Raw genomic sequence first — 16,642 nt, 5'->3', positions numbered from 1 at the left:
GGCGTTCGGCGCGGAGGGCAATGCGGTGACACCTTTACTGGAACTGAAGCGAATAAAAAAGAGCTTTCCCGGCGTGAAGGCGCTGGACGGCATCGACCTGGCCATTCAACGCGGCGAGGTGCACGCCCTGCTGGGCGAAAACGGCGCCGGCAAATCGACGCTGGTGAAAATCATGTGCGGTATCTATCAGCCGGACGAGGGCGATATTTTTATCGACGGCGAGCAGCGCCGCTTTAACAACTATCGCCAGGCGATCGAGGCCGGGGTCGGCATTATTTTTCAGGAATTCTCGTTGATTCCCTACATGAGCGCCATCGACAACATCTTCCTCAACCGGGAGATCAGGAACCGCTGGGGCCTGCTGGATCGGCGGGCGATGCGGCGCAAGGCCGAGGCCATTTTCAAGCGGCTGACGGTGGCTATCGATCTCGATTGCCCGGTGGAGCAGCTGAGCGTGGCGCAGCAGCAGTTCGTTGAAATTGCCAAGGCGCTGTCGCTGGAGGCGCGGGTGCTGGTGCTGGACGAACCGACCGCCACGCTGACGCCGGGCGAGGCCGAGCACCTGTTCAGCGTGATGAACGATCTGCGGCTGCTGGGCGTCGGCATGGTGTTTATCTCGCACCACCTGGACGAGATCTTCACCATCTGCGATCGCATCACCGTGCTGCGCGACGGCGCCTACATCGAAACGCTGGCCACCGGCGACACCAACGTGGAAGAGCTGGTGCGGCTGATGGTCGGGCGCAAAATCGAGAACGCCTTCCCGGTGAAACAGCACCCGGTCGATACCGCGACGGTGCTGCTGGAGGCGGAGATCCAGCGCGAGAAGCACGGCGCAACCGACCGCTTCCACCTGCACAAGGGCGAGATCCTCGGCTTCGCCGGGCTGGTAGGCTCCGGGCGCACCGAGACCGTCTCCGCGCTGATCGGCGCCAGCCGCTGCCACCGCAAACGCGTCCGCCTCGGCGGCCAACCGGCGGCGCTGCGCTCCCCGGCGCAGGCGCTGGCGCAGGGTATCGGCCTGCTGCCGGAGAGCCGCAAAACCGAGGGCCTGGTGCTGCCGTTCTCGGTGGCGCAGAACATCACCCTCAACCGGCACCACCGGCGCGGCAAGATCTTCGTCAGCGCCCGCAAGGATCGCGACGTGGTGCAGCGGCTGATCCGCGCCGTGGGCGTGAAAACCCCGGACGCCGAGACCGCCGTCAGCACCCTGAGCGGCGGCAACCAGCAGAAGGTGGTGATCGCCCGCTGGCTCAACAACGACTGCAACATCCTGATCTTCGACGAACCGACGCGCGGCATCGACGTGGGCGCCAAGGCCGAGATCTACCAGCTGATGCAGCAACTGACCCAGCAGGGCATCTCCATCATCATGATTTCCTCCGAACTGCCGGAGATCATCGGCGTGTGCGACCGCGTGCTGGTGTTTCGCGGCGGCCACATCGTCGCCGAGCTGACCGGCGACGACATCGAATCCAACCACATCATGCTTCACGCGACCGGGAGTGCCTTATGATCGGAATTGAACAACCCGCCGTGGCGCGCCGCGCCGCCGGCCCCAGCCTCGGCAAGCGCTGTGAAAAACTGCTGCATCACCCGGCGGTCTTGCCGTTTATCGGCTTCGTAATTTTGTTCGTATTGATGAGCCTGCTGAACGACAGCTTCCTCAGCGTCAACAACCTGACCAACGTGGCACGCCAGGTGTCGATCAACGCCATCATCGCGGTGGGCATGACCTGCGCCATCCTGACCGGCGGCATCGATCTCTCGGTGGGGCCGGTAATGGCGCTGGCCGGCTCGGTCGCCGCCGGGCTGATGCTGGCGGCGGTGCCGATCCCGCTGGCGATGGTGGCGGCGCTGGCGGTCGGCGCGCTGTTCGGCCTGGCCAACGGCGCCTGCATCGCCTACCTGCGCATGCCGCCGATCATCGTCACCCTGGCGTCGATGGGCATCGCCCGTGGCCTGGCGCTGCTCTATACCGGCGGCTACCCAATCTCCGGCCTGCCCGACGTCTTCTCCTTCTTCGGCCGCGGCACGGTGCTGGGCATTCAGGTGCCGATCCTGATCATGCTCGGCGTGTACGTGCTGGCCTGGCTGATGCTCAATCAGCTGCCGTTCGGCCGCTACGTCTACGCGATGGGCGGCAACGAAGAGGCGGCGCGCCTGAGCGGCATCCGCGTGCCGCGTTACAAGATGCTGGTGTACGTGATCAGCGGCCTGACCGCCGCGCTGGCCGGGCTGGTGCTGACCTCGCGCCTGATGAGCGGGCAGCCCAACGCCGGCGAAGGCTTCGAGCTGGACGCTATCGCCGCCGTAGTGCTGGGCGGGGCGGCGATCTCCGGCGGGCGCGGCGCCATCGTCGGCACGCTGGTGGGGGCGATGATGCTCGGGGTGCTCAACAACGGCCTCAATCTGATGAACGTGTCGCCGTATATCCAGAACGTGGTGAAGGGCGGCATCATCCTGGCCGCCATCTACCTCAGCTCTGTGCGGCGCAAATAGGAGGCGCGATGTCAGTCTTTCTTGGCATAGACGTCGGCGGCACGGTGATCAAGGCCGGGCTGTACCGGGCAAGCGGCGAAGAGCTGGCGATCGCCGAGCGCGACGGCGCGGCGATTGCCGCCCAGCCGGGCTTCAGCGAACGCAATATGGACGCGTTGTGGGATGACGTTTGCGCGGCGATCCGCCAGACGCTGCACGCGGCGGGGCTGGAGGCCGGGCAGGTGCGCGGCGTCAGTTTCTCGGCGCACGGCAAAGGGCTGTACGCCATCGACCGCCACGGCAAACCGGTCGGCAACGGCATCCTCTCTTCGGACAACCGCGCGGCGGCCACGGCGGCTGAGCTGCGCCGCGCCGGCGTGGACGCGCAGACCTACCCGCGCAGCCTGCAGCCGCTGTGGCCCAGCCACCCGGCACTGCTGCTGCGCTGGCTGAAGCAGCGGCAACCGGGGCAGTACGCCGCCGTCGATCGCATCCTGATGGCGCACGACTACCTGCGCTTTCGCCTCACCGGCGAGGCGGCGGCCGAGGTGACCAACATCTCCGGCAGCAACCTGTTTAACCAGCACAGCGGCGCTTACGATCCGGCGCTGATGGCGGCCTTCGGCATCGAAGAGGCGCAGGAGAAGACCGCGCCAACGATCGGCTCGGCGCAGCTGGCCGGGCGGGTGACGGCCTCTGCGGCGGCACAGTGCGGCCTGCGAACGGGCACTGCGGTGTACGGCGGCCTGTTCGACGTGGTGGGTGCGGCGCTCAGCTCCGGCGTGGCCGACGATCGCACGCTCAGCGCGGTGGCGGGCACCTGGTCGATCGCCACCTGCGTGACCGAGCGCATCATTCCTGCCGATTACCCCTACGCCTGGGGGCGCTACTGCATCGACGGACGCTATTTCGTGCACGAAGGCAGCCCGACCTCGGCCGGCAACCTGGCCTGGTTCCTGCGCCAGTTCTGCGCCGACGACCGGCAGCGCTACGCCCAGTTTAACGCCTGGGTGGCCGAGCGCCACGAGCAGCCGAGCGGGCTGCTGTTCCTGCCTTATCTGTACGGCTCCAACCTCGGCGGCAACACGCCGGGCGGGCTGATCGGCCTGAGCGCCCACCACGAGATGGCGGACGTGGTGCAGGCGATCTACCAGGGCATCGTGTTCTCGCACCTGATCCATCAGGAGCGCATGGTGCAGCTGAACCCGCGCATCGAGCGGGTGCGCATGACCGGCGGGCCGACGCAGTCCGAGGTCTGGATGCAGATGTACGCCGACGCCGGCAACCTGCCGCTCGAGGTGGTGGAAACGCGCCAGAGCGGCTGCCGCGCCGCCGCCCTGTGCGCCGCCGTCGGCGCCGGGGAGTACGCCGGGTTCGCCGAAGCGATCGTCGCCGCGCCGCCCAAACTGCGTTGTTATTATCCCGCGACCGCCGCCCATCGGCGCCTGCGCGCCCAGCAGGCGCGCTATCTGGCGGTCGCCCAGGCTTTGAGTGAGGTGACTGATGCAAACGACTAACGCCGCCTGTCTGGGGCTGTATGAAAAGGCGCTGCCCGCCGATATGAGCTGGCCGCAGCGGCTGGCCACCGCCGCCGAGCTGGGCTTTGAGTTCGTGGAGATGTCGATCGACGAGCAGCCGGCGCGCCAGCAGCGGCTGGATTGGGATCGCCGCCAGCGGCTGGCGTTTATCCAGGCGCGACTCGACAGCGGGGTGACGGTGCCGAGCCTGTGCCTGTCGGCGCACCGGCGCGACCCGTTCGGCAGCGCCGACGCCGCCACCCGCGAGCGGGCGCGGGTGCTGATGAGCAAAGCGCTGGAACTGGCGACGGATCTCGGCATCCGCAACATCCAACTGGCGGGCTACGACGTCTATTACGAACCCGCCGATCGCCACAGCCGCGAGCGCTTTATCGAGGGCATGCAGTGGGCGGCGGCGCAGGCCGCCAGGGCGCAGGTGATGCTGTCGGTGGAGGTGATGGACACGCCGTTCATCAACAGCATCAGCAAATGGCGCGACATCGCCCGCCACGTCAACAGCCCGTGGTTCACGGTGTATCCCGATCTCGGCAACCTCAGCGCCTGGGGCAACGACGTCGCCGCCGAGCTGGCGCTGGGCATCGGCAGCATCACCGCCGTGCACCTCAAAGACACCGTCGCGGTGGGGCCGGGCAGCGCCGGGCAATTCCGCGACGTGCCGTTCGGCGAGGGCTGCGTGGACTTCGCCCACGCCTTTTCCGTGCTCAACGCGCTCGGCTATCGCGGCCCCTACCTGCTGGAGATGTGGGCGCGCGAAGACGGGCAGGATAAGAAACGCATCGCCCAGGCCAAGGCCTGGATCGAACAACAGATGATCGAGGGAGGCATCGCATGCTGAACGAACTCAAGCGGCAGGTGCTGGCCGCCAACCTCAGCCTGCCGGCATACGGGCTGGTGACCTTTACCTGGGGCAACGTCTCGGCGATCGACCGCCAGAGCGGGCTGGTGGTGATCAAGCCTTCAGGCATCGCCTACGAGGCGATGACGCTGGAGGATCTGGTGGTGGTGGATCTGGAGGGCAAGGTGCGCGAAGGGCACCGCAAGCCTTCATCCGACACCGACACCCACCTGGCGCTGTACCGCGCCTTCGCCGATATCGGCGGCGTGGTGCACACCCACAGCCGCAACGCCACCATCTGGGCGCAGGCCGGGCAGCCGATCCCGGCGCTGGGCACCACCCACGCCGACTACTTTTACGGCGACATTCCCTGCACCCGGCCGATGAGCGAGGCGGAGATCGCCGGCGATTACGAAGGGGAAACCGGCAAGGTGATCATCGAGACCTTCAATCAGGCGGGGCGCGATCCGCAGCAGGTGCCGGGAGTGTTGGTTTACTCCCACGGCCCGTTCGCCTGGGGCAAGGACGCGGCGGATGCGGTGCACAATGCGGTGGTGCTGGAAGAGGTGGCGATCATGGCGATGGCGACGCGCCAGCTGGCGCCGGCCATCGCCCCGATGCAGCCGGAGCTGCTGGACAAACATTTCCTGCGCAAGCACGGCAAACACGCCTACTACGGGCAATAGCGCCCGTCAGCGATTTAACAGCGAGCCGGTGAAGAACTCTCTGCGCACCGGCAACTCGCCGCGCGGGCTGTTAATGGCGCTGAACAGCAGCTCCGCGGCGATCTCCCCCAGTTTCTGCGTATCGTGATACACCCCCGGAATGTGCAGGCCGTAAGCGCCGGCGCGCGGCGGTTCGTCTATTGAAAAGAACTTCACCTGCTGATAAAGCCCCATCTCGTGGCAGATGGCGATGGCGCCCAGCGTGATGATGCCATTCAGGCCGATGATGTAATCCGGGCGATTCTCCGGCTGCGCCAGATAGGCGCGCACCTCGCTCTCTTGCGAGGTGAAATCATAATCGCCGTTGATGATATGAATCTCACGCCCGCTGCCCTGCAGCGCCGCGACGATGCCGGCGGTGCGCGTTAAGGTAATTTCCGAATCCGCCGGGCCGCCGATAATCAGCAGCTTCTGCTCCGGCTGCTCCGCCAGATAACGCCCGGCCAGCACGCCGATCTCGCGGTTATCGAGGAACACGCCGCTCAGCTGCTGATCGTAGAGATCGCGGTCGATAAGGATCAGTGGCACGCCGTACACCTCGGCCAGCTCGAGATAGGCGGGGCGGTAGCGCTTGTCGTCGCGCACCGCCGACAGCAGGATGCCGCGCGCCTTGTAGCCGAACAGCGCCTGAATGGCGCGCATTTCCGCCTCTTCGCTGCCGTCGGTGTCGAACAGCATGATCTGGTAGCCCTGCTGGCGCGCAATGCGCGACACGGTCTTGATCAGGCCGGAATAGAACGGGTTGTACATGCTGCTGGTGACGATGCCGATAATCTGGCTGCTGCTGCTTTTCAGCCCCTGCGCGAACGCATTGGGCACATAGTTCAGCTCTTTGGCGATGGCGTGAATGCGCTCGCGGGTTTCCGGCTTGACCAGCTCGGGCTTATTGAAGGCGCGGGAAACGGTGATATTGGTCACCCTGGCGCGGCGGGCGATATCCACGATAGTGGCATTGGGATTGGCTTTCGACACCGTCTTTCCTTGCGTTATGCCTCAACAGATCCCTTATTGTAGGGAAAGGGCGGGGGCGGTGCTAGGGGGAGTTGGGGGGAGGGAAAATAATGGAATGAATATAGAGGTAATAATGTCGTTAGTTTATTAATTGTAAGTTTAATCATTTTATGTGGCTATATTTTGTTGGCGGGGAGTTTGATAAGGTGTGTTTCATGGTCGAAGTTAGGTATCAATGGCTGCTTTGTGCCAAGAGCGGACTTCGCTAACTCGCATACTGCATAGGGAGTAAATCAATGAGCTGATGTTATCTAGTTCTCATTTTCTGACTACGAATAGCACTCTGTAGGATATTAAGAGGTATAATTATCGAAGGCTTTCATGGATGCTTATTCGAAAATACTAGTTGCTGGGATTTTTCATGATCGGAAATTGAGCTGTGCATCTAATTTTAACATACTGAAAAACATGAGAGTTAATATTAAAACACATCAACGAAAACTATTGGATACATCATGGCCGACAGAAGCGCAGTTGATACAATACGAGGTTATTTTTATCAATTTGATCTGACTATTCTCAGCATCTTAAAATTAACATCCTTAGACGAATCTGTTGAAATCGAATGCATTGAGGACATTGATATTCGAACTGCAACTGACGTCACTGCCACACAATGCAAGTATTATGCCAAGACTGAATACAATCACTCTGTCATAAAAGATGCGATTAAGCATATGCTATCACATTTTAAGGAAACGCTGGTAGGTACGAAGCAAAAAATGTTGTATTCCATTTACGGACATTATGCGTATGGACAAGAAAAACTAGATATAGAGATAGACATTGATTTCCTAAAGAAGCACTTTCTTACCTACACCAAAGAAAAAATTACCTACCATCATCATCAGGATTTACAACTTACCGATGCAGATCTTGAAGAGTTTCTGAAGCGGTTAACTATAAACATTAGAGCAGTGGATTTTGATACACAGTTTCGTGAAGTGATCGATGTTCTAAAATCAATATTTAATACTAAGTCGTTTTCAGCTGAATACTTTTATTACAATAACTCTCTAGCTGTTATACGCGAGCTTTCAATAGGGGCTACTCAAAAAAAACGCTCAATTACCAAGGGCGATTTCCTGAAAAAGATTAACACTTCTAGTATTCTCTTCAATGAGTGGTTCGTAGAGAAGAAAGGAAAGAAAACACATTTTTCAGCCCTGCGTAATGAATATTTCTCAGAAGTGAATATATCTCCTTTCGAACGTTTCTTTCTAGTAGAGCTAGATGCGACTTCTTACGTCAGATACGAGCTCAAGAATCTTTTTTTTGAGATTTCCCGTAAGTGGTCAAAATTGTCGAAGCGAGAGCCTTCTCCGTTCTGTCCGTACATTTATGTGCATGGAGTACCAGAAAGTGAGTTACTTGCACTAAAAAATGAACTCAGCATCGAAGGTTTTAAGATCATTGACGGTCACGACTTTCATGGTGCTGAGTTTAATTGTCAATCGATTATGCTGAAAGCCACGCATGGCAATGGTATCCAGCTTAAGGTTATGAATACTCTTCAAAATGTTATAAATACTATTGATGCCATTACTAAAACTCGGCGTATTTACCAATTCCACATAGGCCCTAGCTTTTTTGAATACGAAAAACCAGCAGTCCAACACGTCAAAATTCAGATAGAACAACTTTCAGATATTAAATCAATAATCTAGTTGAAGGAAAATGAAAATGAACCACAGACAAGAAGAACAGATCAATGCCCAAGTCATTGCCGTTTTCCCAGATAAAGTACGTATAGTTGTGGATGACCTCGAAAACTTTAAGATAGCGGAAGAATCATTGAAAGTTGGTTCTTACGTCAAAATTGCTGACAACGAAAACGCAGTTCTCATCGCAATCATTGAAAACTTCCAGATTGCAGTTAGCGTTGATGGAAAGCGGGATCATATCATTGAAGCTTTTCCTTTAGGCATCTTAAGAAATGGTAAGTTTGAGCGTGGTGGTGATTCTCTAGCTATTCCGCCAAAAGAAGTTCAGCCAGCAACCATCGCTGATATAAAGAAAATCTATGAAGACTCAGTTCCTAAAGAGGCATCTTTCCGTTTTGCTACATTAGCCTCAAATATCAGTGTTCCTGTTCCCGTCAACGGAAATAAATTTTTTAATAAGCATATTGCAGTTGTCGGTTCCACCGGTTCCGGAAAATCACATACTTTAGCGACTATTATTCAGAAAGCTGTCTCCGAAAAAGGAGGTGATTTCTCACTAAATAATTCACATGTAATTATATTCGACATCCACTCTGAGTACAAATCAGCATTTCCATATGCAAATCACATTGACATATCCAATTTAGCCTTACCATATTGGATGCTGAACAGTGAAGAGCTGGAAGAATTTTTCCTTGATACTGAGGCCAATGATCACAACCAGAGAAATATTTTTAAAGAAGCTATAGTAAAAGATAGACTTGCGAAATTCTCTGGTTCAGATGCTGAAAAACAAAATATCCACCTCGACACTCCTATCCTGTTCGATATTCAGGAAGTCCTTGCATACACGATCGCAAAAAATGAAGAGATGATTGATACTGGAGAAGTTTACGCGGCAAGCAATAAAGAAAAAGCGGGACAGCCAAAATATACGCAGGGTAGTCTCCATGGAAAATTGACGAACTTTGTAAATCGACTTGAAAACAAACTAAATGACAGTAGATTAAATTTCTTTCTTGGTGAAAAATCCATGAAAACCACATTTGAAGAAACCCTCAAAAATCTGCTGGGATACTCTTCGAAGAGTGAATCGAACGTAACCGTTATTGACCTAAGTGGAGTTCCTTTCGAAGTTTTGAGCATAACAGTATCCCTTATTTCACGCCTCGTCTTCGAATATGGTTATATATATAAGCGCATGCGTTGCGCCAGAAACCCTAATGAGAAAATCAATAATGATATTCCTATTTTATTAGTTTATGAAGAAGCACACAAATATGTCCCTAATAGTGATTTGTCGAAGTATCGTTCTTCAAAAGTAGCCATAGAGCGAATTGCAAAGGAGGGTAGAAAATATGGTGTGACGCTACTGCTAGCAAGTCAACGTCCGTCCGAGATATCCGAAACAATATTTTCACAGTGCAGCAACTTTATTGCTATGCGGTTAACCAACCCAGCGGACCAAGGATATGTTAAAAAATTACTTCCAGACTCGCTCGGTTCTTTGATCGATAAAATGACATCGTTCCGTCAAGGGGAAGCATTACTAGTTGGTGAATCTATAATTCTCCCCTCAATAGTTCAAATTGAACCATGTACTCACTCCCCATCGTCAAATGATATTCCTTATTGGCAACTCTGGAAGGAGGAATGGAAATTGATGGATTTTGGTGCCATTAAGGCTGAGTGGTATAAATAACCGTAACATGTTCTGTTATCAAGTGAATTTCATGTGTTTATAGTTTGAGTCGGTTTGTCCTGCATCGGCTCAAAGTATAGGCGCTGATGGCTAGTTTTAATTCAAATAAAAGGGATGGAAATGCGCGAATATTCACTACTTATTGGAAATGGCATAAATAATATTACAAATGGAAACTCTTGGTTTGATGTTTTAAATAGTCTAGGGGAAATATATGGAATAAAAATTGACACACATGGAAAACCATTTCCACTAGCCTATGAGGAGATTTATTTTAATGTTTCAAGTAATCAAATGAATGGATTTTCAGAAAATAAAATAAAAGATTCAATTGCATCAAAGATGAATACAATAAAACCAAATGAAATTCATCAAAAAATAATAGAGTTAGAGTGCAATAACATTTTAACAACAAACTATGACTTGGCTTTTGAATATTGTCTGGATGACAACATTAGGCCTGAGGATTTAAAAAACGAAGGTGTGATAAAAGAAAGTAAATACAATGTTTTCAGACATCACAAGGTGAAAAACAAAAACATATGGCATATACATGGAGCATTGAATAATCCAGGTTCAATAATCCTTGGCTATGAGCATTACAGTGGTTATTTGCAAAGCATGCGGGGTTATACAACTACCGGAAGTCAGTATTCCAATAACTTATTCAACGAGCCGCTTACAAAACGGCTGCAAAGAAATGATGTTGGTAATAGTTGGATCGATGATTTTTTTACTAAGGATATATATATCTTAGGCTTGAATTTAGATTTTGTTGAGATTGATCTTTGGTGGTTGCTTACATTCAGAGAAAGAAATAGGATTACAAATAAAATAACCTTGCAACATAAGGTAACATATTACATTCCTAATCATTATTATAATGACTCTGCTTCCAAACCAAAAATCGATCTTTTAAAAAGCGTTGGGGTTATAATTAATCATGGGTTCGGATTAGTGTTCAAAGGGAAGGAGAAAGAGTATTACCTAAATGTAATCAATGACATTAATAATAGAACTAATAGATAATCTTTTTTTTCTGTAAAGAGAACGATCAAATGAAAATATTCTTTGACCGCTGAGATAAGCATTTAGTCCGCTCCTCGCTCAAAGTCGCCCCTCAAATGCCGTCGTTTAAAGCAATAAACCAGCGCTAGCAGCGCTGGAGCGACGGCGGTGAGGGACTCACTGGGGAAAACAACAATCCCCGCCTAAGAACAATCGAATAAGCAACGCAGACGATGAGCTCTAGTATCGACTATCGGTAACAACACCGCTAATCTGGCAGCAACTTTTCACTCCCCAACTCCCCGCCACAACCCCGGCAATAGTCCCAATGTCTCATCAATCAGCGCCCGCCGGTCATTGCCCGGCTTCCAGATGGTCACTATGGTTTGGCTGATCCCCTGGCTGCCCACTTCAGTGCGCAGCGTGTTGACGTTTTTCCACCGTTCCGCATGCATATGCGTCGGCAGGAATCCCCAGCCGCAGCCCTGTTCGAGCAGGGCGCGCAGCATCTCCAGCTCGTTGGTAAATATTGTATGCCCGGAAATTTGCAGGCGGCGCGCCACGGGTTCGTCAGAATCCGGGTGCATGATCACCTGTGGCGTGAGCGAGAGTTCCAGTAGCGAAAGCGGCTGTTCCGCGCTGGGGAAAAGCGCTTTAGACGCGTAAAAATCCATCTCTATCGCCCCTAAGGCGCGCCACTCCATGGCGTCGCCTACGCTGCGATGGCGCGCCTGGCAGATGCCCAGATCGGCCTGGCCGTTTGCCAGCAGCCTTTCCGCTTCGTCGCGCGAGGCGTTAATCAGGCTCAGGCGCGTGTTGCGCTGGGCCATCGCGGCAATCAGCGCCTGCAGCAGCGCGCGGGGCGTGAAGGGATCGTAGACCAACGAGATTTCCTGCGCCGCGCTCTTGGGCACGTCTTTGGCAAACGCCTCAAACGCTTTCACCTGGCGCATCAGCAGGTGCGCCTGGCGCTGCAGCTGTTCGCCTTCCGGCGTCAGGTGCAGGCTGCGCCCCTCGCGCAGGAACAGCACATAGCCCAATCCATCCTCGAGAAAATCAATCAAATCACGCAGCGTCGTGCGGTCTTTGCCCAGCTTGAGCGCGGCTTTCGCCAGGCTGCCGTGCTCGGCCACGGCGGTGAAGGCTTCCAGTTGGGCAAAGGAATAAATCAGGCTCGGCACGCGGTTCTCCCGTCGATTTTGCGGGGGATTTTCCCCCATCAGGCGTTTTTTATTATAGGCCGCGTTTTTTTAAGCTGAACGCCTTCCTGAGCTAAGCGAGAAAAAATATGAAAAGCAAAGTGTTTAACCGCAGCCTGCTGGCGGGCGTTGTCATCAGTCTCTGCAGCGGCCTGTTGGTACCCGCTGCGCTGGCCGCCTGTGCGGGCACCGAACTCAGCGCCTGTCCCGCACCTTTCGATGCCCAATTGCCGGACACGCACAAGATGCTCACCTGGAGCCAGAGCGACCGGGTGATCGGTTTTCGTAACGACTACCGCAACTATGCGGGGGATGTATTTCACCACGGCAACGCTGCGCCGCTGCCGGCTGCCGCTAAACCGTTAAAGGACGCCAGTTATCGGGTGAATGGCAAAACCTACAGCCTGCAGGACTATCTGCAGCGCCAGAACGTCAGCGGCATGCTGGTATTGAAAGACGGCAAAATCGCCTGGAAATATCTTGGGGAGGGCAATACCGACGCCACCCTGTGGACGTCGCGCTCGGTGGGCAAATCCGTGGTCGCCACGCTGGTGGGCGTGGCGATTAAACAGGGCAAAATCCGCTCGCTCGACGATCTCATCACGCAATACGAACCCGATCTGAAAGGCACCGCGTGGGACGGCGTGACCCTCAGGCAGCTGATCACCCACACCTCCGGCGTGGCGTGGAATGAGGATTACACCAACCCGAAATCGGACTTCGCGCAGCTGACCGAGTGTGAAGCCAGGCCCGGCACCTACGCCTGCGTGCGCAAGCTGGTGGCCGGCTTGCAGCGTGCGCACCCTGCCGGGCAGAACTGGTCTTACTCCTCCGGCGGCGCGTGGCTGCTGGGCGACGTGCTGGAGCGCGCCACCGGCATGCCGCTGGCGGCCTATCTGCAGCAAAGCATCTGGCAGCCGTACGGCATGGCCAGCGACGGCGTGTGGCATGCCTACGCCAAAGGCCAGCACGACGTGGGCGCGCACGGCTTCAACGCCACGCTGGAAGACTGGGGGCGCTTCGGTGAGTTCATTCTGCATAACGGGACGCTGCCGAACGGCAAACAGATCTTGCCGGAAAATTGGGTAGCCCAGTCGGCCAACTGGACGCAGGCGGCGGGCTCGGTGTCGGCGGCGCATCCCAACGGCATTTACGGATTCCAATGGTGGAACAACGAAGTGCCGGCCAATGCGGCCAACGTAGAACCCACTCCGCAGGCCTCCCTCAAGCATTCTCTGTGGGCGCTGGGGATCTTCGGCCAGATGATTATGGTCAATCAGGCGGAGAATCTGGTGATCGTCCAGTGGTCCACCTGGCCGCAGGCGGAGCCGTCTTTCAGCGCGCAACCGCTGGAGGCGTCGCTGATGTTTAGCGTGATAGCGAAGGAGTTGCGTTAACGTCGGCTGGGCAAGCAGGGGCTGGATGGCGGTTGTCATTCAGCCCCTATTTCTGCCCTTAACGCTATCAATCTTTGCCATACCAGGATTTAAAATACTTTAGGAAACTGTAGGCCACGGCATAAAACCCAGTGACGGCGCCGACTTTGCCTTCTTTCCATGCGCCGCTCAGTACGTACCATTTGAAAAACGCGCCGATCGCGCTTACGACGCCACGAAATATCGAGGGCCTGATGTCTCGGTATTTGACTACCCTTGTCGTATAGCTATTGAGCTTATTGAGTATTTCATGGAGAGAATAAAAAGTATCGTGCTTAACATTGCCGGGAATGACCGACGTGTGAATATAGCCTTCAGCGGCATCATCTACCGGAGCATCATTGAACCTGACCTGTGTTCTATTGAACAGTCGAACGGGGTAGTCCGGTGAGGAGATGGGATAAATCGTTCTGACTGGCTGTCCGAGTACAAACCAATTCCTTTTTATTCTATAGGCTTGCTGTGGTGGCGGGTTTGCCTGCGATTTGAATGTTAAAATGGACGCTATGGTTTCGGCATCAAGGATTTCGTCGCTGTCCAGGCACAGTACCCAATCATGGTGAGATTGAGAAATCGCAAAGTTCATTTGTCGTCCATGCGTTTCGAAACGATGGTAAATAGGGCTTATTCCAAAGCTTTGGCAAATAGACAGCGTTTTATCCGTACTTCCGGAGTCCACCACAATCCACTCATCCGCAATGCCCATGAGTGGAGAAAGCACCTCGTGTAATAAACGAGAGGAGTTAAAAGTCAGTATACAAACAGCTATCTTTGCCATTAACTAACATCCTTAAAAATCGCTGAGCAGGTGAGCGCGTAATGTTTTCTCTGGAATGGAAATTGCGATTCTCTTCTTATCCCTTATCAACCTCGGAAAATGCCTAACCCCGCCGATCAAACCGATAAACCAGCGCCAGCGACAATGCCAGGAGTAAAAGCGGCGGGGCGAGGGCGGTGAAGGGCGCGTTGAGGGCGAACAGCAACCCCAGATTGAGGACGATCTGGTAAGCGATGTAGGTCAGCAGCCCGATGATGACGCCGAGCGCTAATCGGCTGCCCATGCCGGGCGCGCGCGGGGCGGTGAAGGTAAACGGGATGGCCAGCAAAATCATCGCCAGCACCAGCAGGGGCTGGCCGAGTTTTTTCCACAGCGCCAGGCGGTATTCGGTGCTGGGTTGCCCAGAGCCCTGCAGATAATCGATATAGCGATCCAGCTGTTGGAGCGAGAAGCTGCCGGCCGGCAGGGTCAGCTCTTTCAGGCTCGGCACGGCGAACAGCGAGCGCCAGAGCAGGCTATCTTGCCGCTGAATCGTCTCCTTTCTGCCTTGCCAGCTTTTTTGCATCACGTTGTGCAGCAGCCAGCTGCCGTCGGCGGCGGTGCTGGCGCTGTCGGCGTAAAGGTAAGATTCCAGCGCGCGGTTGGCCTGATAACGGAAGATCTCAATGCCGTGGGGCTGGTCGTTCTCATCGACGGTTTTGACCGTCACAAACTCGTTGCCGCGCCGCGCCCACAGCGGGTTCACGGTGACGTCGTTATCGTTCGACTGCGCCAGGGCGTTGTTCTTCATTTGCAGCGCGCGTTGCTGCAGCGGCGAAGCGGCCCATTCATCGAGGGCGCCGAGCGAGAGGTTCATCAGCAGCCCGGCGGCGAGCATCACCAGCGCGATGCGGAATATCGACATCCCGGCGGAGCGGATCGCCGTCAGCTCCAGGGTTTTAGACAGCTGCCCCAGCCCGACGATGCCGCCGAGCAGCGCGATAAACGGCCCCAGATCGACCAGGCTGCGCGGCAGGGTCATCACGGTCACCAGCAGCGCCTGCTGCCAGCGGTAGCCGCCCGGAGTGACGTCCTCCAGCTCGTTGATCAGCGTAAAGGTGGTGAACAGCGGGATGAGCAACCCGGCCGCGGCGGCGAAGCCGATGAACACGTTGCGCATTAGGTAGCGGCTAAAAATGGTCATCGGGAGGGTTTCCGCAGCAGTGATAAGTCGCGCGCCAGCAGCAGGGCGATGCCGACAGCCATCGCTATCGGCACCAGCCAAACGCCGGGGATCGGTGGCAGAGAGCCGTTGGCCACCAGCGTGCGGCAAATGTTGCCGCCATAGAAAATCACGGTAAACAGCACCGTCAGGGGCAACAGCGCGGCGTAGCGCCCCTGTCGCGGCTTGATGCGGCTAAAGGGGATCGCTAGCAGCACCATCAGCACGGTGGTCAGCCCGCGGCTCTCGCGCCATTGCAGTTCGGCGGCGTCGCCCGGATCGGCGGAACGCGCCAGCTCCGCCGGCGAGGCCGACTTGTGCCGGCTTTCGGCGCTGGGCACGAACGGTTTAAGCGCGATATCAAAGTTGTCGTAGTTCTGCCCGTTGTCGTCGGCGCCCTCACGATCCAGCACATAGGCAGTGCCGGTTTTCAGCCGCACGGCGGGGCTGGCGGGGGAGGCGTCGAGCACCTCCACCGACTGCGCGCGATACAGGTTGGTGTGATGGCCGCCGCGCACATAAATCAGGGCGTCCGTCAGGTGGTTGGCCGTTTTGTCGACGTGATTGGCGAGGATCATGCGGCCGTTGCCGCTGACGTTGAATTTGTCGGCCTGCAGGTGGCTCACGTCCAGCACCGATTGCGACTGTTGTTGCAGTTGATAAATATTGGCGTACGCCCAGGGTCTGCCATACAGCGACAGCAGCGTGACCGCTATCGCCAGCGGCACGGTGAGCAGCAGCACCGCCTTGTACAGACGCAGCGGGCTGGCGCCGGCGGCCAGCATGGCGGTGATCTCCGCATCGCTGTACATCTGGCTCAGCGCCACCGCCACCGAGACATACAGCGCGACGGGCAATATCATCTCCAGCGCGATCAGCGATTTATAGAAAACCACGTCGGCCACCACCCGCAGCGCCAGCGTGCCGTTGGCGGCGTCGGTCAGGTAGCGCTGGGCGGAGTAGCTGGCGAACATAAAGATCAGAAACCCGGCGATCATCATCACCAGGCGGCGGATCTCAACCGTGATATAGCGTTCAATCAAAGGCATGCGTCATCGGCTCCC

14 protein-coding genes are annotated in these 16,642 nt (G+C 55.9%); 9 read left to right on the top strand and 5 right to left on the bottom strand.

Annotated elements, in window-relative coordinates:
- Positions 1–25: 25 nt before the first annotated feature.
- The 5 genes from QMZ29_RS18280 to araD are packed head-to-tail and all read left to right on the top strand — an operon-like array spanning position 26 to position 5,540.
- On the top strand, positions 26–1,516 hold the full coding sequence (locus tag QMZ29_RS18280; protein WP_046896377.1) for a sugar ABC transporter ATP-binding protein: 1,491 nt from the start codon (positions 26–28) through the stop codon (positions 1,514–1,516).
- Positions 1,513–2,502, top strand: coding sequence for an ABC transporter permease (locus tag QMZ29_RS18275; protein WP_049205093.1), 990 nt, complete (start codon positions 1,513–1,515; stop codon positions 2,500–2,502). The genes QMZ29_RS18280 and QMZ29_RS18275 overlap by 4 nt, the downstream gene beginning before the upstream one ends.
- 8 nt (positions 2,503–2,510) lie before the next feature.
- Complete coding sequence (locus QMZ29_RS18270; RefSeq protein ID WP_261426203.1) at positions 2,511–3,998, top strand: FGGY-family carbohydrate kinase; 1,488 nt, start codon at positions 2,511–2,513, stop codon at positions 3,996–3,998.
- Positions 3,985–4,854, top strand: a complete 870-nt coding sequence (locus QMZ29_RS18265) for an L-ribulose-5-phosphate 3-epimerase (protein WP_261426204.1) — start codon at positions 3,985–3,987, stop codon at positions 4,852–4,854. Before QMZ29_RS18270 ends, QMZ29_RS18265 begins: the two co-directional genes overlap by 14 nt.
- The gene (gene araD / locus QMZ29_RS18260; RefSeq protein ID WP_261426205.1) at positions 4,848–5,540 is read left to right on the top strand and encodes an L-ribulose-5-phosphate 4-epimerase; all 693 of its coding nucleotides are present in this window, start codon (positions 4,848–4,850) and stop codon (positions 5,538–5,540) included. Before QMZ29_RS18265 ends, araD begins: the two co-directional genes overlap by 7 nt.
- A gap of 6 nt (positions 5,541–5,546) precedes the next feature.
- On the opposite strand, the gene QMZ29_RS18255 is transcribed toward araD, so the two are convergent.
- Positions 5,547–6,551, bottom strand: coding sequence for a LacI family DNA-binding transcriptional regulator (locus QMZ29_RS18255; protein WP_004935582.1), 1,005 nt, complete (start codon positions 6,549–6,551; stop codon positions 5,547–5,549).
- A gap of 494 nt (positions 6,552–7,045) precedes the next feature.
- On the opposite strand from QMZ29_RS18255, the gene QMZ29_RS18250 reads away from it, so the two are divergent.
- The 3 genes from QMZ29_RS18250 to QMZ29_RS18240 all read left to right on the top strand — a co-directional run bounded on the left by QMZ29_RS18250 (position 7,046) and on the right by QMZ29_RS18240 (position 10,985).
- Complete coding sequence (locus tag QMZ29_RS18250; RefSeq protein ID WP_197785693.1) at positions 7,046–8,257, top strand: DUF4297 family anti-phage-associated protein; 1,212 nt, start codon at positions 7,046–7,048, stop codon at positions 8,255–8,257.
- Positions 8,258–8,273: 16 nt separating this feature from the next.
- On the top strand, positions 8,274–9,956 hold the full coding sequence (locus tag QMZ29_RS18245) for an ATP-binding protein (protein ID WP_197785695.1): 1,683 nt from the start codon (positions 8,274–8,276) through the stop codon (positions 9,954–9,956).
- 120 nt (positions 9,957–10,076) lie between these two features.
- The gene (locus QMZ29_RS18240) at positions 10,077–10,985 is read left to right on the top strand and encodes an SIR2 family protein (RefSeq protein ID WP_282994226.1); all 909 of its coding nucleotides are present in this window, start codon (positions 10,077–10,079) and stop codon (positions 10,983–10,985) included.
- Positions 10,986–11,251: 266 nt separating this feature from the next.
- On the opposite strand, the gene QMZ29_RS18235 is transcribed toward QMZ29_RS18240, so the two are convergent.
- On the bottom strand, positions 11,252–12,145 hold the full coding sequence (locus tag QMZ29_RS18235; protein ID WP_261427058.1) for a LysR family transcriptional regulator: 894 nt from the start codon (positions 12,143–12,145) through the stop codon (positions 11,252–11,254).
- A gap of 107 nt (positions 12,146–12,252) precedes the next feature.
- Here QMZ29_RS18235 and QMZ29_RS18230 point away from each other — a divergent pair, with 107 nt between their 5' ends.
- Positions 12,253–13,560, top strand: coding sequence for a serine hydrolase domain-containing protein (locus QMZ29_RS18230; protein ID WP_261427059.1), 1,308 nt, complete (start codon positions 12,253–12,255; stop codon positions 13,558–13,560).
- Positions 13,561–13,627: 67 nt separating this feature from the next.
- Here the strand turns inward: QMZ29_RS18230 and QMZ29_RS18225 are convergent, their stop codons facing one another.
- The 3 genes from QMZ29_RS18225 to lptF form a co-directional block, all read right to left on the bottom strand.
- Entirely contained in the window at positions 13,628–14,377 is a 750-nt protein-coding gene (locus QMZ29_RS18225; protein WP_043143064.1) for a glycosyltransferase family 2 protein, read from the bottom strand.
- Between the two features lie 103 nt (positions 14,378–14,480).
- Positions 14,481–15,560, bottom strand: a complete 1,080-nt coding sequence (lptG, locus tag QMZ29_RS18220; RefSeq protein ID WP_261427061.1) for an LPS export ABC transporter permease LptG — start codon at positions 15,558–15,560, stop codon at positions 14,481–14,483.
- Positions 15,557–16,627 (bottom strand): LPS export ABC transporter permease LptF, encoded by a 1,071-nt coding sequence (gene lptF, locus QMZ29_RS18215; protein WP_261427063.1) that lies wholly within the window; start codon positions 16,625–16,627, stop codon positions 15,557–15,559. Before lptF ends, lptG begins: the two co-directional genes overlap by 4 nt.
- Positions 16,628–16,642: the final 15 nt, after the last annotated feature.

The organism is Serratia sp. PF-27, assembly GCF_030053255.1.
GTDB classification, from domain to species: Bacteria; Pseudomonadota; Gammaproteobacteria; order Enterobacterales; family Enterobacteriaceae; genus Serratia; species Serratia bockelmannii.
Note: the sequence above shows the minus strand (reverse complement) of the source record. Positions and strands in the feature narration are given on the sequence as shown.